The sequence below is a fragment of the Pseudophaeobacter arcticus DSM 23566 genome (assembly GCF_000473205.1).
In the GTDB taxonomy this organism is placed as follows: Bacteria; Pseudomonadota; Alphaproteobacteria; order Rhodobacterales; family Rhodobacteraceae; genus Pseudophaeobacter; species Pseudophaeobacter arcticus.
Genome location: NZ_KI421507.1, coordinates 2,174,285 through 2,196,449, shown reverse-complemented (window position 1 = coordinate 2,196,449; position 22,165 = coordinate 2,174,285). Strand labels below are relative to the sequence as shown.

Below are 22,165 nucleotides of genomic sequence, written 5' to 3'. Positions count from 1 at the left end.
TTAACGCATTTTTGGGGAATTTTCTGCATTATCCTCTTAGCAAACTCGAGTCGGAGATGCGTATGAGTATGGAAATGCCAATTGGCCAGCTGGACCGTAAAGGGTTCATGACTGGTTACCTTGAAGCGCTGGCACTGGTGGAGCGACTGCACCGGCTGTTGTTGGATGTAATCAAGGATGAGTTCGAACGCGTGGGCGTTCTGGAAATTAATGCAGTGCAGGCACTGCTCTTGTTCAACGTAGGTGACAACGAGGTCACCGCCGGGGAGCTTAAGAGTCGTGGCTATTATCAGGGCAGTAATGTCAGCTATAATCTTAAAAAGCTGGTTGAGCTGGACTATATGCACCATCAGCGCTGCGAGATTGACCGTCGTTCGGTTCGGGTTCGCCTGACGCCGCGCGGTCGCGAGATCCGCGATATTGTCGCGGGCCTCTTTGCACGCCACGCCGAAGGTCTGGAGGGCAAGGATGTTATCAGCCGCGAAGGCATTGCTGACATCACAAGCTCGCTAAAGCGTGTGGAACGGTATTGGTCGGATCAGATCCGCTATATCTATTAAAAACAGGGCTTTGGGGGTAACCCCCCTGAGCAGAGATTCTGGGTGGGCAAGAAATGCGCCGCCCAAAGCCAAAATAATTTTGGTTCGGCTTGACACCAGTCGCATCGAGACTTGAAGAATTCGGGTTCGCTATAAAACGCACCGCAAAGTCCTAACGGGACTGGCGGTGCGTTTTTATTTGTGCCTGCCTATTTCAAACCGGAACCTGTGCTCCCGGCATCCAGTGCTACCAGTGGCCGGTATTTTCCATGCTGGTCCAGGGTTCTGCTGGCTCCAGGGCTTCGCCGTTTTGCAGCAGCTCGATTGAGATATTGTCGGGCGAGCGGATAAAGGCCATGCGCCCGTCATGGGGCGGGCGGTTGATGGTGACGCCGTTGTCCTGCAAAAACTGACAGGTCTCATAGATATTATCGACACCATAGGCCAGATGGCCAAAATGACGGCTGTCACTCGGCAGGCCTTCGTCGCCATCCCAGTTATAGGTCAGCTCTACCGGGGTTTCTTCCTGACCGGGGGCTGCCAGATAGAGCAGAGTGAAGCGACCCTTTTCGCTGTCATAGCGCCGGGTTTCCCGCAGTCCCAGAAGTTCATAAAATGCTCTGGATTTTTCCAGGTCTTTCACCCGAACCATTACATGCAAATAAGTAAGCGCCATGTGCGAGGATCCTTGATAGTTTTGACATCTCGCCCAGGGGAGGAGGGCGAAGGTTTGCCGGGGATTTGATTTTGCTTGGTACAATCTGCCAGCACTATAGGCCAGAGCCAATCGATTCGCAGAACCACCAGGTTTGTGTTTTCCAGATGTAGACACGAGGACGTGAGGGCGCTGAGGGCGGGGCCGCCACGCTTTTTCTCTCTGTGAACGCCCCGAGAACACCCTGTAAACACCCCGTCCCCCCCACAGAGCAACCTGCGAATACTGCGCGAGTGCCAATCCGGCGCGACGCATCGGCTTGTTATTTGGGGCGACTCCCCGCTATGACTGCAGGACAGGCTTTGATTGTCAAAGAGGGATACCCGTGCAGCAATATCACGCGGCCTTGCGCCACATTCTGGAAACCGGAGTGCCCAGCAGCGATCGCACTGGCACCGGTACGATCTCTTGTTTTGGCATGCAGACGCGGTACCCTCTGGCGGATGGCTTCCCGCTGGTGACAACCAAAAAACTGCATCTCCGCTCAATCATACATGAGCTTTTGTGGTTCCTGTCAGGCGATACCAACATCAAATATCTCAAGGACAATGGTGTTTCGATCTGGGATGAATGGGCCGATGAAAACGGTGATCTCGGGCCGGTCTATGGCCACCAGTGGCGCAGATTTCCAAAGCTGGAGCTGGTAGACGGCACCACCGGGGATGAGCCGCTGTATCGCGCGGGGTCGGTTGATCAGATCGCCGACCTGGTGGAGATGATCAAAACCAGCCCAGACAGCCGCCGTTTGATTGTCTCGGCCTGGAACCCGGGCGATGTGCCAGACATGGCGCTGCCGCCCTGTCATACGTTGTGGCAGGTTCGGGTGCTGGGTGGCAAACTGCACCTGCAGCTATATCAGCGCTCGGCAGATATGTTTCTCGGCGTGCCCTTCAACATCGCCTCCTACGCCTTGTTGCAGGTGATGTTGGCCCATGTGACGGGCTATGAACCGGGTGACTTTGTGCATAGTTTTGGCGATGCGCATATCTATTCAAATCATCAGGATCAGGTGGCGCTACAGCTTTCCCGCAGTCCTAAACCGCTGCCGCAGATCCGGATCAAGCGGCAGGTCTCGTCGATCTTTGATTTTACCTATGACGATTTTGAGGTCCTGAATTATGATCCCGATCCAGGCATCAAGGCACCCGTCGCCGTTTGAACCTGTTCTTCAGGCCCCGATCGTCTTTTATCGTTTCATAAGCCCCAACCGCAGGCGGGGGCCCCCGTTCCAAGGCAGACCGTAGAATGATTACCCTGATTGTTGCGCGCGACCGCAATGGTGCCATTGGCAAGGACAACACCATCCCCTGGCATGCGCCCGAGGATCTTAAGGCCTTTCAGCGCGAAACCCTTGGTGGGGCCATCGTCATGGGCCGCAATACCTGGGACAGCCTGCCGTTCAAGCCTTTGAAAAACCGGCTGAACCTGGTGGTGTCTTCCAACCCCAAGGCCGCAGATGAGGTACATGCATCCGTGGCCGAGGCCGTAGAGGCGGCCTATGCGCAGGGCTATCGCCGGGTCTATGGCATTGGCGGCGCGGGGATTTACCGCGAAATGATGCAGATTGCGGACCGGCTGTTGATCACCGAGGTGGCTATTGAGGTCGAGGGCGCAGACACTTTCTTTCCGGAAATACCTGCGGGTGAATGGGAGCGACAGGGCAACACGGTGCTGCGCTCCGCAGATCCGGCCTGCGTCATGGTGGAATACCTGCGTATTCCTTCCGAAAGTTAAGCGCGAGCGGCCAGTTCCGGGGAGATATTGCCTCCAAGGAACCGCCGCAGGTTTGCAATGCCAGCACATGATTTGCAATGTCAGCACATGACATGTGCAGGCAATTGCCCAACTGCAAATGACAGTTCTCTGCGCAATGGTGACGGCGGTGCCTATGCACTCCCTTAGGTTAGTTGGAGTTCATAAGGGGTTTGATTTCGCCTGCCATTTGCCGACCATCGCGCCCCTCGGTGAGTTCATACTCAACTTTCATATTGTCAGTGAGACCCGTTAGACCGGATCGTTCAACCTGAGAGATATGTACAAAGACGTCATTTCCGCCATCATCGGGTTCGATGAAGCCAAATCCTTTGGTTGTATTAAACCATTTCACGGTGCCACTTGGCATTTCCCGCGTCTCCTTTTACTTATATGTTGTTCTGGGGTTACCCAGCGAATATCGGGGTTTGTGACAGTTCGCGATCCGTTTTTAATCATGGCAGGCCTAAAGGCAGGCCACACAGGCGCCGACCTGTATGTCGTCCCTGCTGCAACTGTTGCATGCGTGAGAAATAAATCAAGTGGCTATGCGTTTTCTTCTATAGATTGTGTTTGGCGCCACACTGAGGAAGGGAAATTCATGATCCTCTACGGGTTGAAAAACTGCGATACCTGCCGTAAGGCGTTGAAACAATTGCCTGACGCGCGCCTGGTGGATGTTCGCGGCGAAGGGGTTCCAACAGAGGTGCTGACAGAGGCGCTGGCGCAGTTCGGGGACAAGCTGGTGAATACCCGTTCAACCACCTGGCGTGGGTTGAGCGAAGAGGAGCGCGCCGGAGCACCACTTAACCTGCTGCAACAGCATCCGGCGCTGATGAAACGACCGCTGATCCAGACCGTTGATGGCCTGTTCTTGGGCTGGGACAAAGCCACACAGGCGGCCTTGCTGCCAGTGTGAGAACACAGGCCTCGCGCCTGTCTTAACTCGCGCCTGTCATAAGATGTGAAAAAGGCGCCGCTGCTGGGAGCAGGGCGCCTTTTGCTTGAATTATGGGGGGATTACATCGCCTCAGTTTCAAGACGGCGCTTTAATACAGTATCCAGGGACAAAGCACCTGCGCCTTTGATCACCAGCACGGCAAGAACAAAGACCCAGAACAGGCGTTGATCCATGATGACACTATCGGGGAAGCGGTCGAACAGGGCCCCCAGGGTTTTGGCGTCGGTGGCACCATGGCCAATGACATCGGTCAATGACTGAACTGCGATAAAACCAATCATGCCCAGTGCCGCCAACCGGGTGAACAGGCCCAGCAGGATCAACAGCGGCAGGATGAACTCGGCATAGGTGCCCGCAAGAACAACCAGCTGCTGGAATAGTCCAAATTCGGAAACATCATAGCCCACAGCTTCGAGCTGTTTGGGAAAGATCTGAGAATAGGCCCCGACCGAGGGACTGAACAACCCAAAGAAACCATCGCCCAGTTTGGTCAGGCCAGAGTTCCAATAATAGAGCAGCAGGGTGGCGGCAAAGACAAAGCGTGCCGCCAGCGGCAATACCCAGCTGCCAGCTTTTTCTACCAGGTCAAAAACGGCGTTGTGAATGGTGACAAGTGCGTGCATGTCGTTACCCTTTGCTTTCTTCTAGTCCAGTGATGGCTCCGCCCTGCAACAGCAGGGTGAGTGGGGAGCTGAGGTCAAAATCGCTATCTATATTTTGGGCTTGGCTCAGGGCCTCACCAATGCTTGCCCCCCGCATCAGAGCCTCAATCCAGGTGGCGTCGGCGGCGCTGACCAGCTGGGGCAGGGGATCGAACTCGGGGCGGGTGATCACCACCACCTGCGCGCCTGCCTGTGGTTTTGGCGCGGCGTCTTCGGTGTTGAAGCGCCAGATCGCATGTATTGGCCAGGGGGAGCGCAACAGATGCAGCGCCGGGGCAAGGCAAAGCCTGGTCTCCAACAGCCTCTGTTCCGACAGGCCAGCCAGCTGCAACGGGTCAATGGCCGTGGCATCGGCGGCGTGATAGGCATGGCGCAGGGCCAGCTCCAGCCGGGCCACATCCCCGAGATATCCAAGATGATCCAGCTGCGGCATTCCCTCCAGAAAGGCGGGGAACTCAGCGCCGTAAAACATCATCAGGGGGGAACTGGGGGGATGGGCGCGCAGATAGAGGCCAGATAACCCATCCATGTTTTCGCGCCCCAAAAGCTTGGCGATCACCGGAAAGGCGCTGTGCATTGCCTCGGTCAGAGAGACCGCGACATTGTTGCGATAGACAGAGAAACGACGCCCGGCGGCTGCCGCGTCCTGATCAACCAGCCCGGTGGGCACCGGCACGGCAGCATCCATCAGTGCGGTGATGAACTGCGCCTGATCGACCTGCGGAACCTGGGGCAATTGGGATTTTGTGTCCTTGCTCATACCGGAACTTGCTGCGCTGCGGCTTCAGGGGTCCTGGTGGGCAGGTTTGCCAGGGCAAAAGCGGCGCGCTCCGCTTCGGCGGCCAGGGTGGGCCAGTCGGGGACATCATTGTCCCATTCAATCAGCACCGGTTTGGCGCCTGAACGCTCCAGCGTGTAGTCCAGCAGGGCCCAGACCGGATCAATCACCGCGCGGCCATGGCTGTCGATCAACAGCGGGCGCCCCTGATCGTCGGCGTCTTCGTCGTGGCCGCCGAGGTGGATCTCCCCCACCTTGTCCAAGGCAAAGGCATCAATGTAGCCCTGCGGAGAGAACTCCAGATTGGTGGCAGAGACAAAGACATTGTTGACATCCAGCAGCAATCCGCAGCCGGTGCGACGGCTGATCTCCGCCAGGAAATCTGGTTCTGACCAGGTGCTTTCGGCAAAGGCAAGATAGCTGGAGGGATTTTCCAGCAGCATTGGGCGGCCGATCACCTCTTGCAGCTGATCAATATGGGTGCAGACCCGGGCCAGCGTGGCATCCGTATAGGGCAGCGGCAGCAGGTCATTGTAAAACTGCCCCTCATGGGTGGACCAGGCAAGGTGTTCAGAAAAGCTGGCTGGGTTGAGCCAGCTCACCAGGTGTTTCAACCGGGACAGATGCTCTGGGTCCAGCGGGGCTTCACCGCCGATCGACAGGCCAACCCCATGTACCGAGATGGCAAATTTTCCCGCAAGATGGCGCAGCTGGGCCAGGGGACGTCCGCCCGCGCCCATATAGTTTTCGGCGTGAATCTCCAGCCATTGCACCGGATCGGGCTGGTCCATGATCTCGGCAAAATGCTGCGGTTTGTAGCCGACACCGGGCGCATCCGGCAGGGATCTATTGGCGATGGGCTGAGGCATGGCAGATCTCGTATCAGGCGGATCCGATCAAGTCAGATCTGGGATTAAGCGGCAGAGGTGAGCGGCCCCAAACTACCTCCAGGCAAAGGCCCAGATACTGGCCCAGATACCGGCCAGAACACCGGTCACACCGGCCAAATCAATAGCCTGTGTCAGTGTCCGGGGAGGGTGCGGGCGGGCAGGAAGCGGGGTGGTTTGTGCTGGTAATCCAAGAGGGCAGCGCATTGCCCGCCCCCTTGGGGGTTGTGCAAAGCCTGATTTATTCAGGCAGATCGCGCTCCAGCGCTTCCAGCGCGCCATGGCGTTGAGTGCCATCGGCGGCGGCGGGGATTTCCATGTCGGCACAGGTGCCAGCATCAACCAGGGTCCAGGCGTTGCCCTGATAATCAACAGTGGAGGTGCCAGCGCAGGTGGTGCCGGGGCCCGCGGCGCAGTCATTCTGACCGGCAAGGGACACGCCATAGCATTTTTCCTTAGTGCCGGCGGCGGCCGGCAGGGTGGCTGCGGCGGTCAGAGCGGCTGCCACGGCACTGGCTACGGCGAAAGATTTGGAGGTTTTCGACATCTCATGAATTCCTTTTGGGTTAGTCTTACGCTGTCTTGTTGACAGCAAAAACCTAACCCGATGCAAGGAAGAGTTTAAGTCACGAGAGCGTGTCTCACGCGCGCGTCAGCAGCCGTGACCAAAGGTGCCGCCTAGTGCGCTGAAAACAAGTGGAATTCTGATGTTGTGAAACAAAACGGCCCCCAGATGGGGGCCGCCAAGTGATCAATATTGGCCAAATGTTACAGAAGGTCTGGCGCGGTTGCTTCGATCTTGAGTGCCTTTGTAACATTCTCGAGACTGTCGACCCGGGTCTGCTTTTCCCCCAGACGGCGGATCGATACCGTGCGCTCTTCCACTTCGCGATGACCAATGGCCAGGATCACCGGAACCTTGCCCAGTGAATGTTCGCGGACCTTGTAGTTGATCTTTTCATTGCGAATATCCGCCTCGGCGCGCACACCAACGGCCTGCAGCTGGGCCACGACCTCTTGCACGTAGTCATCCGCATCCGAGGTGATGGAAGCGACAACCACCTGACGCGGCGCGAGCCAGAAGGGCAGCTTGCCGGCATGTTCCTCGATCAGGATGCCGATGAAACGCTCGAACGAGCCCAGAGTTGCACGGTGCAGCATCAGCGGGCGGTGCTTGTCGCCGTCCTGACCAATATAGCTGGCGTCCAGACGTTCGGGCAGGTTGGGGTCAATCTGCAGCGTGCCGCATTGCCAGTCGCGGCCAATGGCGTCGGTGAGCACAAATTCGAGCTTTGGCCCGTAAAAGGCGCCTTCGCCCTCCTGGATCTCGTAGTCGTATCCGGCGGCCTGAATACCTGCGGCAAGCGCCGCCTCGGCCTGATCCCAGCTTTCCTCGGTACCGACCCGTTTTTCCGGACGGGTGGAGAGTTTCACACGCCATTTCTCAAACCCGAGGTCCTTGTAGACCTTGGCGAGGAAGGAAACAAATTCCTTGGTCTCGGATTCGACCTGATCGGGGGTGCAGAAAATATGGCCGTCATCCTGGGTAAAGCCGCGCACCCGCATGATGCCATGCATGGCGCCGGAGGGCTCATACCGGTTGCAGGAGCCAAATTCGGCCATCCGCAGCGGCAGGTCGCGGTAGGATTTCAGACCCTGGTTGAAGATCTGGATGTGGCAGGGGCAGTTCATCGGTTTGAGCGCATTCACCGCCTTTTCGCGGGCGTGTTCTTCGTCGACCTCAACGATGAACATGTTTTCCTGGTAGTTGTCCCAGTGGCCCGAGGCCTCCCAGAGCTTGCGGTTCACCACCTGCGGGGTGTTGACCTCCACGTAACCATGGCTGTCCTGCATGCGGCGCATGTAGTCCTGTAGCTGGGTGTAGACGCGCCAGCCATTGGGGTGCCAGAACACCATACCGGGGGCCTCTTCCTGCATGTGGAAGAGGTTCATTTCGCGGCCCAGCTTGCGGTGATCGCGTTTGGCGGCCTCTTCCAGCATGGTGAGATGGGCCTTGAGCTTTTCCTTGCCGGTAAAGGCGACGCCGTAGATCCGCTGCAACATGGCGCGGTTGCTGTCGCCGCGCCAATAGGCGCCTGCAATGGACATCAGTTTGAAGGCGTCCCCGGGCAACTGACCGGTGTGCTGCAGGTGGGGGCCGCGGCAGAGATCCTGCCAGTCGCCATGCCAATACATCCGCAGCGGCTCATCGCCGGGAATGGCGTCGATCAGTTCGACCTTATAGGGCTCATCATTGGCGGTGTAGAAATCAATGGCGCGCTGACGGTCCCAAACTTCGGTCCGCACTGCTTCGCGTTTGTTGATGATTTCTTTCATCTTTTTCTCGATCACGCCCAGGTCTTCCGGCGTGAAAGGCTCGGCGCGGTCAAAGTCATAATACCAGCCGTTTTCAATGACCGGACCGATGGTAACCTTGGTATCCGGCCACAGCTCCTGCACCGCACGGGCCATGACATGGGCAAGGTCGTGACGGATCAGCTCATTTGCCTGGGGCTCATCCTTGAGGGTGTGCAGGGCAATTGCGGCATCGGCCTGGATTGGCCACTGCAGATCCCAGTGCTGGCCGTCAAGGGTGGCTGAGATGGCTTTTTTGGCAAGCGAGGTGGAGATATCGGCGGCAACTTCGGCAGCGGTAATGCCTGCCGCGTAGCTGCGTGCGTTGCCATCGGGAAATGTGAGAGAGATTTGGGCCATGGTCTGGCTGCTCCTCGTCGGTTTGGCGCCCACTGAACGCCCGGTTGCGGGTTATGTGATGAGGGTGATTTCGCAGGTGCGCCAGCCTCTGTCAAGGTCGGGATGGGCAAGATGGTGACTGCCAACAGGGCGAGGGGCCAGCCCCTCGCGCTCCCCGGGATATTTGGGGCCAAATGAAAAGTCCGGGGCCGGTTCAGTTTACCTAGGTCACTTTTGCAGTGGGGCAGGAACGCCCTGGCGGATTATCCGGGAATAGTCAGGGGTGATGCCATGCGCCTGGGCACGGGCAGTGATGCGGCCCTTTTCGGTCAGCTCCTGCAGCGGCAAGCGGCTGGCGAGAACGCCTGCATCATAGGCATATTGGGGCAGGTACCCATTGGCCATGACACGCCAGTCCAGCGGAACATCGCCCACAATTGTGCGGATCATTTGAAACACCACGGTGGTGCAATTGGAAAACAGCGAATTGTACCACTGCGGCTGATCCGCCAGTTGGTTGGCAGCAGCCACATAGTGCAATAACAGGGCGCGGGCCTTTTGCGGGCTGGTGTTTGTGCGGTAGAGCTGGACATCTTCGCCCCGCGCGTTGGTACGCGTGCCCAGCAGGTCGCGTTCATCAGCGGCGATGAGCGACAGGGTATTGGTTTTGAACATATCAGCCAGGGGAGAGAAGCCCCCACCGATCTGGCGGCGGACCTCCACTGACCAGGCGAGTTGTTCGCCATCGGCAAAGCCAAAGCTGATGATCATATGGGCGATGGTCTTTCCGGACCAATAGGACATGAAGAGATCCAGGCTTTCCAGTTGGTCGAGGTCATAGCTGCGGGTTTCCCAGTTGGCGTCAAAATCCACCGGGCTGCGCCAGGTGAAGTTGCGAATATTCTCGAGCGTGAGGGTCGAGCCGGTGAGCCGCCCCGTAACCTGACGCTCCACATCCATGGCCCAGTTTCTGTCCGCAGGGGGGGTGAGGCTGGTCCACCAGATGCAGACCGCGGCCAGCGCCAGACAATAAGTGGCAAGGCCGCGCAGCCGTCGCGGGTGGAAGAGGCCAAGGATCACGGCCAGCGTCAGGAGGGCAAACCCGGTGGCGCACCCCAGACGGGTGATGCTGCCAAAGGGCAGGCGGTACCACAGTGCCAGTGAGGCCCAGCATCCGGACAGGACAATTGTCAGGCAGAGCATCGCATGGCCGCCGCGGTAGAATATCTGTGTCATCGTAGATCCCTGTGGCGTCGCCGGGCGCGGCGCTGGCCATCTGGCGCAACCTAAAAGCTCTGGGCGGGGGGAGCAAGTCTGGCTGTTGTCCTTTGCCTGCGGGGGCAACTTGGGGGCGGGGCGGTTTTGACAATTGCAGCCTCGCGCATTGCGTGACACATCTGGACCCAGAGATAGCCAATAAGGGAGTGCACAGACATGGCTGCAGCGACGTTTCTGACCACCGAACAGGGGCGCTCTATTGCCTATCACTTGCATAGGGGGGCGGGGGTGACGCTTGTCTTCCTCGGGGGGCTCAAATCCGACATGGAGGGAACCAAGGCGCTCCATCTGGAGGCCTGGGCCAAATCAGCTGGTCTGGGGTTCTTACGGTTCGACTATTCTGGCCATGGCGAAAGTTCGGGGCGGTTTGAGGAAGGCTGTATCGGGGATTGGCATGAGGATACCCTTGCTGCCGTCTCTGCGTTGACCACAGGACCCTTGCTGATTGTGGGATCGTCCATGGGGGGATGGCAGGCGCTGCTTCTGGCCAGGGCCCTGCCCGAGCGTATCCAGGGCATGGTGACCATTGCCGCAGCGCCGGATTTCACGGAAGACGGCTATTGGGCCAATTTTAGCGCAGCACAGAAGGCCGAACTGGAGGCGCAGGGATATGTTGAGTTGCCCAGCGATTACATGGAGCCTTACCGCATCAGCAAACGCATGATCGAAGATGGCCGCAACCGACTGGTGCTGCGGCAGGCGCTGGACCTGCCCTTTCCGGTGCGCTGTTTGCAGGGGACGGCTGATACAGCCGTCTCGACGGACACGGCGCTGCGGCTTTTGCATCATGCAACCTGTGTGGACATGCGGCTGAACCTGGTCAAGGATGCGGACCATCGGTTTTCGGATGATGCCTGTCTGAAACTAATTGAAACATCCATATCCGAGTTGCTTTAGCCGGTTGCCAGCTATGGGCGGATTTTGAGGCCAGAGTACGGGATCTAGAGGCGAAAGGAGAGGTTATGACCATGGAACAACGGGTGAGTTTGATCACCCTCGGGGTGCCGGATATTGAACAGGCTGCCGCCTTTTATGCGGCGCTGGGCTGGCAAGCGGTCGAAAGCCCGGACGGCGTGGTTGCTTTTGATCTGATCTCGCAGACGCTGGGGCTGTATCCTCTGGACAAACTGGCAGAGGACATCGGACTGCCGGTTGAGGCCCTGGGCACCGGCGCGATGACGCTGAGCTACAATACCCGCAGCCGCGAAGAGGTGGATGATATGCTGGCGCTTGCCAGGGAGGCTGGCGGGGAAATCCTGCGCCCAGGCGGCGAGGTGTTTTGGGGGGGCTATATCGGCTATTTCAGAGCACCCGATGGCCATATCTGGGAAGTGGCGCATAACCCGTTTTCACCGCTGGCCGACAATGGTGCCTTTCGCTGGGACGGATACTGATTTTTCCTGCGGTGTCGTCAAGCCACCGCAGATCCTTTCCGAGCCACTGCTGGGTCCGACAGGATCTGCGCTTGCGTGCGGATCTGGCGGGAATATCTCTTGCTCCCGAAGGAAAGTCACCGCAAGAGTGAGGGGGAGACACGCGAGGCTGGTTTGAACTCTCCAGAAGCTGTCCCAGAAGATAGTATTTCAAGATCAACGCGATAAAGGTAGGGCGGCATGGAGCAAGCAGGGAATTGGGGGCGCGAACCCGTGGTGTTTTTGCCGGGCATGATGTGTGATGCGCGGGTCTTTACGCCGCAGCTGCAGGCCCTGTCTGTACAGGCTCCGGTTATGGTCGCACCTCTGCATGGCGGGGCGCGCATCGAAGATATTGCGACGCATATCCTGTCAATGCTGCCCGCAAAGTTTGCTCTGGTTGGCCTGTCGATGGGGGGGATCGTGGCACTGGAGATTTTGCGCCGCGCCCCGGAACGGATCACCCGGCTTTGCCTGATGGCGACAACTCCATTGTCTGAAACGCCGGATCAGGCATCCATGCGGGAGCCGCTGATTGTCAGTGCCCGCACCGGCGGGCTGGAAAAGGCCCTGCAGCTCTCCTTGCCGCCAGAGGTGCTGGCTCCGGGGGCGCGGCGGCTTGATATCCTCAATCTGGTGCGTGAGATGGGGCTGGATCTGGGGGCGGAGCTGTTTGTTGATCAAAGCCGGGCTTTGCAACGTCGGCTTGACCAGCAGGCGACAGCGCGGCGCTGTCGGGTGCCGACGCTCATCCTTTGTGGAGAATATGACCGCCTGACGCCGGTCAAGCGCCATGAATTCATGGCGGAGCTGATCCCCCATGCCGGGCTGGAAATCATTGCAGGCGCTGGGCATTTGCCGGGGCTGGAACAGCCGGAAGCGGTCAACCGGGCGCTGTTGCATTGGCTGGCGAGCCCTGTGGGCGCAGAGGCCGCCTAGGGCAGCGCTTCCTGAGACAGAGTTTCAACCCTGTCGGGGATCGTGACCGACAGGGATCGTGCAGACAGGGATCGTGTAGACAGGGATCGTGTAGACAGGGGCTGTGCAGACAGGGGCTGTGCAGGTTGTTCAGGGGGGGGGGGCGCGCAGGCCCTAGGGGTAGAGCTTGGCGCGGGCCTCTTTTGACAGCACCTCTGGCTCCGCCACTGGCTTGCCGGTTTCAACATCAAAAAAGGGCGTCTCACGCCACAGGCCGGACAGGCGTGCGGTAATCATCCGTGAGAAGATCCCATAGACCATGCGTGCCATGCCTTGGCTGCGCGGCGGCTTGCCGGGGCGGGGGACATGGGCCTGGGCTTTGACCTTGCCGAGTGCGTTCTTGTCGTCAAACAGATCTGTCCGCAGCCCGGCAAAGGCCAGCTGCGGTTTTGAAAGGGTATTGGCAAAGGGGGTGCCACAGCACCCTGCGTACCAGCGAAACAGGCCTTTGGGACCAAGGCGCAGAAGGTGCAGGTGCTCTGCTCCCTTGGTGATGGTGATGGCATGCGGCGCCAGTTGAAACAGGTCTACCCCCTCAACCGGGTCGGGTTGATGATGATAGAGCTCAGCCGCGCGACAATCCGGACAATGGCACAAGATCCGAAGCCCGGATTTTTGTCCCTCTGCCGAAATATGGCCGGCAAAGCAGCCACAGGAGCAGGAAAAGTTAAAGGTCCCGTCGTGCATGAGTTCAGCCTTCCACGGCGGTGAGTTTGGCCTTGCCTTTGGTCACCTGGGGTTTTGCAGCGGTTTTGGGTTTGCGGCTGTTTGCATCCATGAATTCAATGACCAGGGGGCGGATATTGTCGCGCCAGCTGCGGCCCGCAAAGATACCATAGTGGCCGGCGCCGGGTTCGACATGGCTGGCCTTCTTGCTGTCTGGCAGGCCGGTACACAGATCCAATGCTGCAATACACTGGCCGGGGGCCGAGATATCATCATTGGCGCCTTCAACGGATTTCACCGCCACATCGGTGATCGCACCGATATCAACCTTATGGCCATCCACGACAAATTCATTGCGGGCGATTTCACGGGATTTGAACACGCGCTCAACGGTGGAAAGGTAGAACTCTGCCGTCATATCCATCACCGCCAGATATTCATCGTAAAAACGGTTATGGGCATCGTGCTCCGAGGATTCACCACGGCTGGCGCGCTGGATCTGATCGCTAAAGGCCTGCGAGTGACGATCCATGTTCATCGACATGAAAGAAGAGAGCTGCAGCAGGCCGGGATAGACCTTGCGGCCAACGCCCTTGTATTTGAAACCAACCCGCTGGATCATGGTTTCTTCCAGCTGGCCCATGGTGACCCGGCGACCAAAGTCGGTGACCTCGGTTGGGGTGGCATCCGGGTCAACCGGACCGCCAATCAGGGTCAGCGAGGAGGGCTGTGCAGCAGGATCCTGCTCGGCCAGATAGGCGGTTGCCGCCAGGGTCAGCGGCGCTGGCTGACAGACCGCAATCACATGGGTGTCTGGGCCCAGTTCACGCATGAAATCAACAAGGTACAATGTGTAATCTTCGATATCGAACTTGCCGGCAGAGACCGGAATGTCGCGGGCGTTGTGCCAGTCCGTTATATAGACTTCACAGTTGACAAGCAGGCTTTTGACGGTGGAGCGCAGCAGCGTTGCATAGTGGCCAGACATCGGGGCCACGACCAGAACCTTGCGGGGCTGTTCTTCGCGGCCAGCGACGCAGAAGTGAATAAGATCGCCAAAGTCGCGTTCAACTACCGGGGTGACTTCGACCAGATGGTCCTTGCCGTCTTCGCAGGTGAAACTGTGGATGCCCCAGTCGGGTTTGACGCTCATGCGTTGAAAGGTGCGTTCGGTGACTTCGCCCCAGGCGGCCATCCAGCTAAGCGCCGGGTTGGGGACCGCCGAAAAGGCAGGGTAGGAGGCCATCGACAAGGCACTGGCGCCCAGCCACTGGTTCATATTCCGGGCGGTTTCCATCAAGTCGTACGACATCATAAAACGCATATGGCTTTCCTTTTGACTGCTTGACTGCCCGCCGTTTTAAATCCCACGATCGGGAGCGGATATAATGCAGGGCCTCGGACCTTTCGTCGCTTTGGCGTAACATGGGCAAACCAGTATTCTGCACAGCAGAAAGAGTATGGGGGATTCCTTAAGATGACAACAAGTGACGCGCTGGATCATGGCACTTCGCCAGAACACCTTGAACGCCTTAAGGAAAATATGGAGAGAGTTGACCAGCTCTCAAAGAAAATGGTTGAAATCATGGCCAGCAAGAAAGGCCACAACCCCGGTTTGGATGGTCCGAATCAGGAGTTGTTTGCACGTGCAGCAACCTCGTATTGGACCGAAATCCTGCAAAACCCTGCTAAATTGATGGAAAAGCAGGTCGAATTTTGGGGGAAATCTGTGCTGAATTTTGCCGAGGCACAGAAAGTTCTGGCCGCGCAGGGCCATGAAAGCACCACATCAGAGCCATCGCAAGACCGCCGCTTTGGCAATCCGATGTGGGACAACAACCCCTATTTCAGCTTTGTAAAGCAGCAGTATCTGACAAATGCCGAGACAATTCGCGAAGCCGTAGCGCAGGTCGATGATCTGGACCCTATTGATCGCCACCGGCTGAAATACTTCTCCGATCAGATCATCAACATGATGGCGCCGACCAATTTCCTGCCCACCAACCCGGATGCGCTGGAAAAGGCGCTGGAGACCGAAGGGAAATCCCTGATCGACGGGATGCAGAATCTGGTCAACGATCTTGAGGCCAATAACGGCGAGCTGGTGGTACGGCTGGCGGATGAAACCGCCTTTGAGATCGGGGGTAATATTGCCACCACTCCGGGAGAAGTGGTCTATCGCAATCGGATGATGGAGATGATCCAGTATCACCCCACCACCGAAACCGTGCACGAAACCCCCATCGTGTTGTTCCCGCCCTGGATCAACAAATTCTACATCCTTGACCTCAAGGCGCAGAACAGCCTGATCAAATGGGTGACCGAACAGGGCTATACCCTGTTTGTGGTCTCCTGGATCAATCCCAACAAGGACTATGCCGATGTCAGCATGGAAGACTACGTCGAAGAAGGCTTCCTGACCGCTTTTGAAAAGGCCAAGGAAATCTGCAAGGTCAAGCAAATCAACGCCATCGGCTATTGCATTGCGGGCACCACGCTGAGCCTGACGCTGGCCTTGATGAAAAAACGCGGCGATAAATCGGTAAAGTCGGCAACACTGTTTACTGCGCTGACGGATTTTTCCGATCAGGGTGATTTTACGCCTTTCCTGCAGAATGATTTTGTCGACGCAATTGTCGAGGAGATTGGCGAAGACGGCATTTTGCCCTCCTTTATCATGGCGCGCACCTTCTCGTTCCTGCGGGCAAACGATCTGGTCTATGGCCCCGCCATCCGCAGCTACATGCTGGGAGAGACCCCGCCTGCCTTTGATCTGCTGTATTGGAATGGCGATGGTGCCAATCTACCAGGCAAGATGGCAGAGGAATATCTGCGTGGGCTGTGCCAGGGCAACCAGTTTGCCGATGGCGGTTTTGAACTCTTTGGCGAGATGCTGCAGCTCAAGGACGTGGATATTCCCCTGATGGCGATCACCTGTGAGACGGATCATATCGCGCCTTGGAGCAATTGTTACAAAGGCGTGCAGCAGATGGGGGCGCGCAGCAAGACCTTCATCGTGTCGCAGTCCGGCCATATCGCCGGCATTATCAACCCGCCCAGCCGCAACAAATATGGTCACTACACCAACGACGATCTGAAGCTGACCCCAGAGGCATGGATGGAAGGGGCGAGTTTCAACGAAGGGTCCTGGTGGCCACGTTGGGAGAGCTGGCTGAAGAAGCGCTCGGGCAAGCAGGTTCCGGCGCGCATCCCCGGTGATTCGGGCTATCCAGTGCTGGAACCAGCCCCTGGCAGCTATGTGCGCGTCCGGGCAAATGATTGATTTTGTAGGTTTACGCTAGTTTATTCTGCATTGCAGCATTATTTTCTTGAAATGCTGCAATGCAGAAAGTATATTTTCCTCATGCTGAAACGCGGGGTGGTCCCGAGATGGCAACCAGAGGAACCAGTACAATGGCTAAGACCCAAGATTTTACCGCTATGATGAAAGACATGATGGGCGCATTTCCGGTGGATACATCCGCCATGGAAGAAGCCTTCAAAAACACCGCTGCGCTGAACGAAAAGCTGAGCGCCGTTGTTCTGGGTGCTGCTGAGCAGTCCTCGGAAATCTCCAGCAAATGGACCAAAGACGCCCTGGCCAAAATGTCCAGCGTTTCCAAAGCTCAGACAGATCCTTCTGAGTATGCAAAATCTGCCACCGATTTCGCCAGCGCCTCTGCAGAAGTCGCAGCCGAAAACATGGCCGCATTTGCCGAAGTTGCAAAAAAAGTGCAGATGGAAACCGTTGAATTGCTGATGGCCGCAGGCAAAGACATGGGCGAAGAAGCCACTGCCGCTGTCAAAAAGGCCACTTCCGAAGTGACCACTGCCGCCAAAAAAGCAGCCGCAAAATAAGCAGCCCTAATGGGCTGGCTGACCGCGAAGAGCGGGATCAAGGCTCCTCCCTGCATATGATCCCCTCTTACGTGTCCAAAAGGGCAGGTCGTTTGACCTGTCCTTTTTTGTTTTTTCTCTCGGTCGAGGGGGGGGGAGGGTTGGGGCTGGACCCCAGATCTGCCAGGAAAACAGACCTGGCCTAGAATACAGTCCTGCCAGGAACCCGGGCCGACCTAGAACCCGACCTAGAACTCGACCTAGAACGCGGCCTGGGTAAAGTCGCTGACTTCGGGGTGCCAGCCGCAGGCGGTCTGGATCTTATCTGCGGCCATCTGCTGATCCAGCGTCGGGCCTTCGGCCCAGGAACCATATTTGAACATCACATATTTGCGGTTGCGCACCACATAGGCGCCGTCATGGGGGTGTCGCCGGATGATCTCATCCAGAATATCCCGCATCGGCACACCGCTTTGGGCGGCGACATTATACTGACCACAAAGATCGGGGTGTTCCACCAACAGGCGGTAGGCGCGGGCCAGATCACGGCGATGCACCAGCGGCCAACGGGTATGGATACTGCCCCAGACCTCCAGCGGCCTCCCAGATGAAGCCTGGGCAAGCAGCCGCGAAAAAACACCACCGCCTTCCTCATGGTAGGTCATGGCCGGATGAACAATGCAGCTGCTGATCTTGGGATCTTGCTGCAATGCCTGGGCATTTTCCTGCATCCAGGCAAAGGCAGCAATTGGGCGCTTTGGGCTGGTTTCAGAGGCGGTGTGATCGCCGGTCTGACCATAAAGCCAGCAGCCACCGGTATAGAGAACCCGCAGCGGGCTGGTGCGGCAGCGGGCTTCCTGTTTGATTGCCGCAATGGCTGCGGCATCCACCGCGCCTGAGTCATCCTCAAAGGTTGCAGCCAGCTGTATCACCGCCTCAACCTGGCTGAGCGCGGCACGCCAGCTGGCCGGAGCCCGCAGATCTCCCCGCCAAGGCTGGGCGCCCAAAGCGGCAAGTTTCTGTGCGGAAGCCTCAGAGCGGCAAAGACCAATGACCTTGTGATTGTGGGCCACCAGTTCTGCGGTGACGGCGCTGCCGATGGATCCGGTGCCGCCAAGGATCAAAATGTTCAAACCAGGTCTCCTGTCTTCGTTCAGGACAGGTTGTAAAACCTCAAGTCAGGTTTAGCTCAAGGGCTAATTTGTAGTCGGAAGGCGCGTGCTCGTTGTGCCAAAGAGCCGGGCTGCGAGGAGGGGTGCCAAGGAAGGTCATTCTGCAGGCTTTTCTTTTGTTCTGCGCTCGCATAGTCTTTTCTGCAATGCATCATGTCCGGGGAGGGACAGTATGGCCGATCAGGAAAAACCCCTGCTGATCAAGCGTTACGCCAGCCGGCGCTTATACAACACCGAGACGAGCGACTATGTCACCTTGGAAGACATTGCGGGGTTCATCCGGGAAGGGCGTGAAGTTCAGATTGTCGATTTGAAGTCCGGTGATGATCTGACACGGCAATACCTGTTGCAGATTATTGCCGAACACGAAAGCCGTGGTGAGAATGTGCTGCCGGTCAATGTGCTGAACGATCTGGTGCGCAGCTATATGCAGCCGGGTGGTGGGGTGATGCCACAGTTCCTGCAGGCCTCCTTTGATATGCTGCGCGACAGTCAGTCTCAGATGGTTGAGAATATCTCGGCGATGAACCCGATGTCGCAGATACCGGGATTTGACGCGATGAAGGTGCAGCAGGAGGCGTTTTTGAAGGCAATGACCGCTGGCCTGCCTGGTGGTCTTGCTGGGGGCTGGGGCGGTGGCACAACCACGCCAGAAGCGGAGCCTGCAAAGGAGGGGGATGGCGAAGACCTGGATGCGATCAAACGCCAGCTGTCAGAACTGCAGGAAAAGCTGTCCAAGTTGAAGTAGCTTTAGGTTAACCATCTGATTGCAAGTGAAAATATAACATTTGAAAGGCTCTGATCAGATCAGAGCCTTTTTTGTGTGCCGCAAGTGTGAGACCCCAAAAGGGGGGGGCTCCCGCCCGTCGGAAGATCCCTTGGGGATCTCCTCCCGTTGGGCCTGGCGCCGCGCAGAGCGCGGCGCGGCTGCGTGACATCTCGAGGGAGGGGATAATCAGGCTGCGGCGGCACGGGCCATGGTTGTGGTGACGGCGTCAATCAGAATTCCGGCAACCACATCCAGCTCTGCCTTGGTCAGCCGCACTGGCAGACGCACGTCACAGGCCTGCATCAGCATGGCACGGGTCTGCGGCAACTCAGGCAGGTCCTGGATGAACTGCCAGTTCCAGAAGGCTCGGGCATTGTCCGCGGAGCGGCCAAAGATCTGCACCTTGACGCCAGCCTTTGCGGTTGCCTCGGAGAAGGCGGTGATTTGCGCATCCGTCATGCCCACCAGATTGAACTGGATGGAATCCGGCGCGCGCTGCTCTGGGGCCAGTGGGGCGGGGACATCAAAGAAGGGCGAGGCATTCAGCTGGGCGGCGACATAATCGTGGTTTTTTAGCCCGTCCCGCACCCGACGCGCCAGTTCCGGCAGCTGCGGGCGAATGACAACGGCGGAAAGGTTGCTCATCCGCAGATTATAAAGCGGCAGCTGGTTTTGCCATTTGGCAAAGGCCTCTGCCAGGTCTGTGCTGTTATCGCCCATTGGGGCTTTGTGCTTTTGCCAGTTGTGCTCGTAAGCGCCGGACATGATCACTGCGCGGGCCACCAGATCGGCGTCATTGGTGATCAGGATACCACCTTCGCCGGCGTTGATCATCTTGTAGGATTGAAACGAGAAGCAGCCAATCTTGCCCAGGGTGCCAATGTTTCGGCTGTTCCAGGTGGTGCCAAGCGAATGGGCCGCGTCCTCGATTACCGGGATGTCGCGGGCGTCGCAGAGCGCAAGAATGGCGTCCATATCAGAGGTATGGCCACGCATGTGGCTGATGATCACCGCCTGAATATCATCGCCAAGCCTGGCCTCAAAATCCGCCATATCAATGCGGTAGTTGTCCCCCACCTCACAGAGCACAGGAATACAATCGGCATGGATCACCGAAGAAGGCACCGCGGCAAAGGTAAAGCCCGGGATCAACACACGGGCGTCGCGGGGCAGGTCCAGGGCCTTGAGAGACAGGAACAGGGCAGCCGAGCAGGAGGAGACGGCCAGGGCATATTTGCAGCCTAAAAGCGCTGCAAATTCCTGTTCGAGCAGGGCAACCGGGGCATTCTCGGGTGCGGTGTAGCGAAACAGGTCGCCAGACTGCATCAAATCTTCAATTGCCTGACGCGCTGCTTCTGGGATCGGTTCGGCAGCGTGAACATTAGGGGCCTTTGTCATATTTCAAATTCCTGAATTATGGATTTGATAAATATAAAACACCTGAGACCACATGCCAAGAGAAAGCGGGCCGTTCCATCCTGGGATCGGCGGAATTTCACAGATTTGTTGTGATGTTCACTCTCAGGATTTGCAGCAGGGGCAACAACCACTGCACAAAAGGCCAAGGACCCCGCTCAGGCTGAACTGAGACGGGGCGCAGATGGAAAAGGAAAATTTCTGGAAGGGGTTAGATCCCAATCCGGTCGCGCAGGGCAAACCAGGTCATGGCCAGGGCCAGCAGCGGCGAGCGCATGGCCGGACCACCTGGAAAGCGCGGGGCGGGTACGCGGGACATGGTGTCAAACCCCTCGGCCTGCCCCTGGATGGCCTGGGCGATCAGCTGGCCGGCATGGATTGCGGTGCCCACACCATGCCCGGAATAGCCCGAGGCAGAGAGCACATTTTCCCCGAGGCGCGCCAGATAGGGCATACGTTTCATGGTGATCCCAAGGGTGCCACCCCAGGCATAGTCCAGGCGCACGTCTTTCAGATGTGGAAAGATCTGCGTCATGGGTTTGCGCACCACCGCCCTGATGTCTGAGGGGAAGCGGTAGCCATAACTTTCGCCACCGCCAAACAGTAGCCGCTTATCATGGCTGAGCCGGAAATAATTGACCACAAACTTGCCATCCGCCACCGCGACATCCCGTCCCAGCACCTTGTCTGCGTCATCCCCCAGCGGTTCGGTTGCAACCACAAAGTTGTTGATCGGCATCACCCGGGCAGCGACCTGCCGGTGTAACCCACCCAAATAGCCATTGCAGGCCAGGATCAGATGATCAGCGCGGACCTCGCCTGTGGCGGTTTTGACGCGGACCTCGGCACCTTCCTGGATCTGCAGAACTTCGCTTTCCTCATGCAAAGAGGCTCCCGCCGCAGCCGCCGCGCGGGCCAGGCCAAGCGCCAGGTTGAGCGGGTGCAGATGGCCGGCCCCGTGATCCAGAATGCCGCCTTTGTAATCGGGCGAGGGGCACATCTGATGGCAGGCCTCAGGCGAGAGCAGCTCGATTTGATCATAGCCATAGCGATCCTCAAGATGACGCCCATAGTCATGCAGATGCTTGCTCTCTCGACTGCTGGAGGCTGTCCAGGCAACACCGGGGCGCAGGTGGCACTGAATATCGTGCTTGGCAATCAGGGATTTCACCAGATCTTTGGCCTCTTCCCCAAGCTGCCAGAGCTTTTTTGCCTCCTGGTGGCCAACAAAACCCTCCAGCCCCTCCTGATCCATGCGCTGGCCGCTGCCCAGCTGGCCACCATTGCGGCCAGAGGCGCCAAAGCCAACACGATGTGCCTCCAGCAGGGTCACATCCATGCCCGCTTCGGCCAGATGCAGCGCTGCCGACAGCCCGGTATAGCCCCCACCAATAATGACGACATCGGCGCGCCTATCGCCTGACAGGGGCGCAAACCGTGCCAGAGGCGTGGCCGTTGCCGCATACCAACTGTTGGGGTACTCGCCTTTGCGATCATTGGAGTGGAGCAGATTAAGTCCCATCGCACACCTCTATAAGAGCTTAGGCGCACAGGGCGCGCGCGCCGCCAGCTCTGTATCTTTGCAGAAATATTTTATTGCCCTGATGCCGCACCGGGACATGACACCCTGACGCCGCAGCTAAGTGCTG

General features: G+C 57.9%; 23 protein-coding genes. 10 read left to right on the top strand and 13 right to left on the bottom strand.

The genetic code is table 11. The features are described 5' to 3' along the window. Positions 1-62: 62 nt before the first annotated feature. Positions 63-560: a MarR family winged helix-turn-helix transcriptional regulator gene (locus ARCT_RS0114655; protein ID WP_205855529.1), complete on the top strand. Its 498-nt coding sequence runs from the start codon at positions 63-65 to the stop codon at positions 558-560. Between the two features lie 226 nt (positions 561-786). Here ARCT_RS0114655 and ARCT_RS0114650 read toward each other — a convergent pair whose 3' ends face one another. Beyond that, the gene (locus ARCT_RS0114650; RefSeq protein WP_027240751.1) at positions 787-1,215 is read right to left on the bottom strand and encodes a VOC family protein; all 429 of its coding nucleotides are present in this window, start codon (positions 1,213-1,215) and stop codon (positions 787-789) included. A gap of 364 nt (positions 1,216-1,579) precedes the next feature. Here ARCT_RS0114650 and ARCT_RS0114645 point away from each other — a divergent pair, with 364 nt between their 5' ends. Together ARCT_RS0114645 and ARCT_RS0114640 are read left to right on the top strand one after the other, a co-directional pair. Beyond that, positions 1,580-2,413, top strand: a complete 834-nt coding sequence (locus tag ARCT_RS0114645; protein ID WP_027240750.1) for a thymidylate synthase — start codon at positions 1,580-1,582, stop codon at positions 2,411-2,413. A gap of 86 nt (positions 2,414-2,499) precedes the next feature. Next, the gene (locus ARCT_RS0114640) at positions 2,500-2,988 is read left to right on the top strand and encodes a dihydrofolate reductase (RefSeq protein ID WP_027240749.1); all 489 of its coding nucleotides are present in this window, start codon (positions 2,500-2,502) and stop codon (positions 2,986-2,988) included. 169 nt (positions 2,989-3,157) lie between these two features. On the opposite strand, the gene ARCT_RS0114635 is transcribed toward ARCT_RS0114640, so the two are convergent. Beyond that, entirely contained in the window at positions 3,158-3,376 is a 219-nt protein-coding gene (locus ARCT_RS0114635) for a cold-shock protein (RefSeq protein ID WP_027240748.1), read from the bottom strand. Positions 3,377-3,607: 231 nt separating this feature from the next. Here ARCT_RS0114635 and ARCT_RS0114630 point away from each other — a divergent pair, with 231 nt between their 5' ends. After that, complete coding sequence (locus ARCT_RS0114630; protein WP_027240747.1) at positions 3,608-3,925, top strand: arsenate reductase family protein; 318 nt, start codon at positions 3,608-3,610, stop codon at positions 3,923-3,925. A gap of 101 nt (positions 3,926-4,026) precedes the next feature. Here ARCT_RS0114630 and ARCT_RS0114625 read toward each other — a convergent pair whose 3' ends face one another. From ARCT_RS0114625 to ARCT_RS0114600, 6 genes are all read right to left on the bottom strand, one after another. Next, positions 4,027-4,590 (bottom strand): DoxX family membrane protein, encoded by a 564-nt coding sequence (locus ARCT_RS0114625; protein ID WP_027240746.1) that lies wholly within the window; start codon positions 4,588-4,590, stop codon positions 4,027-4,029. 4 nt (positions 4,591-4,594) lie between these two features. Continuing rightward, positions 4,595-5,389 (bottom strand): HvfC/BufC N-terminal domain-containing protein, encoded by a 795-nt coding sequence (locus tag ARCT_RS0114620; protein ID WP_051360772.1) that lies wholly within the window; start codon positions 5,387-5,389, stop codon positions 4,595-4,597. Beyond that, positions 5,386-6,276, bottom strand: a complete 891-nt coding sequence (bufB, locus tag ARCT_RS0114615) for an MNIO family bufferin maturase (RefSeq protein WP_027240744.1) — start codon at positions 6,274-6,276, stop codon at positions 5,386-5,388. Before bufB ends, ARCT_RS0114620 begins: the two co-directional genes overlap by 4 nt. A gap of 259 nt (positions 6,277-6,535) precedes the next feature. Continuing rightward, positions 6,536-6,841 (bottom strand): BufA1 family periplasmic bufferin-type metallophore, encoded by a 306-nt coding sequence (locus ARCT_RS0114610; RefSeq protein ID WP_027240743.1) that lies wholly within the window; start codon positions 6,839-6,841, stop codon positions 6,536-6,538. Between the two features lie 221 nt (positions 6,842-7,062). Beyond that, positions 7,063-9,009: a threonine--tRNA ligase gene (gene thrS, locus ARCT_RS0114605; RefSeq protein ID WP_027240742.1), complete on the bottom strand. Its 1,947-nt coding sequence runs from the start codon at positions 9,007-9,009 to the stop codon at positions 7,063-7,065. A 207-nt stretch (positions 9,010-9,216) separates the two neighbouring features. After that, the gene (locus ARCT_RS0114600; protein ID WP_036784945.1) at positions 9,217-10,224 is read right to left on the bottom strand and encodes an Lnb N-terminal periplasmic domain-containing protein; all 1,008 of its coding nucleotides are present in this window, start codon (positions 10,222-10,224) and stop codon (positions 9,217-9,219) included. A gap of 198 nt (positions 10,225-10,422) precedes the next feature. Between ARCT_RS0114600 and ARCT_RS0114595 the strand changes: the two genes are divergently transcribed. The 3 genes from ARCT_RS0114595 to ARCT_RS0114585 all read left to right on the top strand — a co-directional run bounded on the left by ARCT_RS0114595 (position 10,423) and on the right by ARCT_RS0114585 (position 12,617). Then, positions 10,423-11,163: an alpha/beta hydrolase gene (locus ARCT_RS0114595; RefSeq protein ID WP_027240740.1), complete on the top strand. Its 741-nt coding sequence runs from the start codon at positions 10,423-10,425 to the stop codon at positions 11,161-11,163. Between the two features lie 71 nt (positions 11,164-11,234). Next, the gene (locus tag ARCT_RS0114590; RefSeq protein ID WP_027240739.1) at positions 11,235-11,660 is read left to right on the top strand and encodes a VOC family protein; all 426 of its coding nucleotides are present in this window, start codon (positions 11,235-11,237) and stop codon (positions 11,658-11,660) included. Positions 11,661-11,879: 219 nt separating this feature from the next. After that, positions 11,880-12,617 (top strand): alpha/beta fold hydrolase, encoded by a 738-nt coding sequence (locus tag ARCT_RS0114585; RefSeq protein WP_027240738.1) that lies wholly within the window; start codon positions 11,880-11,882, stop codon positions 12,615-12,617. Positions 12,618-12,770: 153 nt separating this feature from the next. Here the strand turns inward: ARCT_RS0114585 and ARCT_RS0114580 are convergent, their stop codons facing one another. Then, entirely contained in the window at positions 12,771-13,343 is a 573-nt protein-coding gene (locus tag ARCT_RS0114580) for a DUF6151 family protein (protein ID WP_027240737.1), read from the bottom strand. A 4-nt stretch (positions 13,344-13,347) separates the two neighbouring features. Beyond that, positions 13,348-14,646, bottom strand: a complete 1,299-nt coding sequence (phaZ, locus tag ARCT_RS0114575; RefSeq protein ID WP_027240736.1) for a polyhydroxyalkanoate depolymerase — start codon at positions 14,644-14,646, stop codon at positions 13,348-13,350. 153 nt (positions 14,647-14,799) lie between these two features. Between phaZ and ARCT_RS0114570 the strand changes: the two genes are divergently transcribed. Both ARCT_RS0114570 and ARCT_RS0114565 read left to right on the top strand, forming a co-directional pair. After that, positions 14,800-16,605, top strand: coding sequence for a PHA/PHB synthase family protein (locus ARCT_RS0114570; protein WP_027240735.1), 1,806 nt, complete (start codon positions 14,800-14,802; stop codon positions 16,603-16,605). A 131-nt stretch (positions 16,606-16,736) separates the two neighbouring features. Then, a complete protein-coding gene (locus ARCT_RS0114565; protein ID WP_027240734.1) occupies positions 16,737-17,180 on the top strand; it encodes a phasin family protein in 444 nt (147 codons plus the stop codon). 239 nt (positions 17,181-17,419) lie between these two features. On the opposite strand, the gene ARCT_RS0114560 is transcribed toward ARCT_RS0114565, so the two are convergent. Then, the gene (locus ARCT_RS0114560; RefSeq protein WP_027240733.1) at positions 17,420-18,292 is read right to left on the bottom strand and encodes an NAD-dependent epimerase/dehydratase family protein; all 873 of its coding nucleotides are present in this window, start codon (positions 18,290-18,292) and stop codon (positions 17,420-17,422) included. Between the two features lie 211 nt (positions 18,293-18,503). On the opposite strand from ARCT_RS0114560, the gene phaR reads away from it, so the two are divergent. Continuing rightward, positions 18,504-19,079, top strand: coding sequence for a polyhydroxyalkanoate synthesis repressor PhaR (phaR, locus tag ARCT_RS0114555; protein WP_027240732.1), 576 nt, complete (start codon positions 18,504-18,506; stop codon positions 19,077-19,079). Between the two features lie 207 nt (positions 19,080-19,286). On the opposite strand, the gene ARCT_RS0114550 is transcribed toward phaR, so the two are convergent. Together ARCT_RS0114550 and ARCT_RS0114545 are read right to left on the bottom strand one after the other, a co-directional pair. After that, positions 19,287-20,498, bottom strand: coding sequence for a DegT/DnrJ/EryC1/StrS family aminotransferase (locus ARCT_RS0114550; RefSeq protein WP_027240731.1), 1,212 nt, complete (start codon positions 20,496-20,498; stop codon positions 19,287-19,289). 229 nt (positions 20,499-20,727) lie between these two features. Beyond that, positions 20,728-22,038, bottom strand: coding sequence for an NAD(P)/FAD-dependent oxidoreductase (locus tag ARCT_RS0114545; protein ID WP_027240730.1), 1,311 nt, complete (start codon positions 22,036-22,038; stop codon positions 20,728-20,730). Between the last annotated feature and the right edge of the window lie 127 nt (positions 22,039-22,165).

What these genes read in the sequence shown, in the direction of transcription:
- ARCT_RS0114600 (WP_036784945.1), bottom strand. Translation starts at nt 10,224, where the DNA reads ATGACACAGATATTCTACCGCGGCGGCCATGCGATGCTCTGCCTGACA.
- ARCT_RS0114650 (WP_027240751.1), bottom strand. Translation starts at nt 1,215, where the DNA reads ATGGCGCTTACTTATTTGCATGTAATGGTTCGGGTGAAAGACCTGGAA.
- ARCT_RS0114640 (WP_027240749.1), top strand. Translation starts at nt 2,500, where the DNA reads ATGATTACCCTGATTGTTGCGCGCGACCGCAATGGTGCCATTGGCAAG.
- thrS (WP_027240742.1), bottom strand. Translation starts at nt 9,009, where the DNA reads ATGGCCCAAATCTCTCTCACATTTCCCGATGGCAACGCACGCAGCTAC.
- ARCT_RS0114630 (WP_027240747.1), top strand. Translation starts at nt 3,608, where the DNA reads ATGATCCTCTACGGGTTGAAAAACTGCGATACCTGCCGTAAGGCGTTG.
- ARCT_RS0114565 (WP_027240734.1), top strand. Translation starts at nt 16,737, where the DNA reads ATGGCTAAGACCCAAGATTTTACCGCTATGATGAAAGACATGATGGGC.
- ARCT_RS0114590 (WP_027240739.1), top strand. Translation starts at nt 11,235, where the DNA reads ATGGAACAACGGGTGAGTTTGATCACCCTCGGGGTGCCGGATATTGAA.
- phaR (WP_027240732.1), top strand. Translation starts at nt 18,504, where the DNA reads ATGGCCGATCAGGAAAAACCCCTGCTGATCAAGCGTTACGCCAGCCGG.
- ARCT_RS0114610 (WP_027240743.1), bottom strand. Translation starts at nt 6,841, where the DNA reads ATGTCGAAAACCTCCAAATCTTTCGCCGTAGCCAGTGCCGTGGCAGCC.
- ARCT_RS0114580 (WP_027240737.1), bottom strand. Translation starts at nt 13,343, where the DNA reads ATGCACGACGGGACCTTTAACTTTTCCTGCTCCTGTGGCTGCTTTGCC.
- ARCT_RS0114570 (WP_027240735.1), top strand. Translation starts at nt 14,800, where the DNA reads ATGACAACAAGTGACGCGCTGGATCATGGCACTTCGCCAGAACACCTT.
- ARCT_RS0114625 (WP_027240746.1), bottom strand. Translation starts at nt 4,590, where the DNA reads ATGCACGCACTTGTCACCATTCACAACGCCGTTTTTGACCTGGTAGAA.
- ARCT_RS0114620 (WP_051360772.1), bottom strand. Translation starts at nt 5,389, where the DNA reads ATGAGCAAGGACACAAAATCCCAATTGCCCCAGGTTCCGCAGGTCGAT.
- ARCT_RS0114655 (WP_205855529.1), top strand. Translation starts at nt 63, where the DNA reads ATGAGTATGGAAATGCCAATTGGCCAGCTGGACCGTAAAGGGTTCATG.
- ARCT_RS0114585 (WP_027240738.1), top strand. Translation starts at nt 11,880, where the DNA reads ATGGAGCAAGCAGGGAATTGGGGGCGCGAACCCGTGGTGTTTTTGCCG.
- ARCT_RS0114550 (WP_027240731.1), bottom strand. Translation starts at nt 20,498, where the DNA reads ATGACAAAGGCCCCTAATGTTCACGCTGCCGAACCGATCCCAGAAGCA.
- ARCT_RS0114595 (WP_027240740.1), top strand. Translation starts at nt 10,423, where the DNA reads ATGGCTGCAGCGACGTTTCTGACCACCGAACAGGGGCGCTCTATTGCC.
- ARCT_RS0114545 (WP_027240730.1), bottom strand. Translation starts at nt 22,038, where the DNA reads ATGGGACTTAATCTGCTCCACTCCAATGATCGCAAAGGCGAGTACCCC.
- ARCT_RS0114635 (WP_027240748.1), bottom strand. Translation starts at nt 3,376, where the DNA reads ATGCCAAGTGGCACCGTGAAATGGTTTAATACAACCAAAGGATTTGGC.
- phaZ (WP_027240736.1), bottom strand. Translation starts at nt 14,646, where the DNA reads ATGCGTTTTATGATGTCGTACGACTTGATGGAAACCGCCCGGAATATG.
- bufB (WP_027240744.1), bottom strand. Translation starts at nt 6,276, where the DNA reads ATGCCTCAGCCCATCGCCAATAGATCCCTGCCGGATGCGCCCGGTGTC.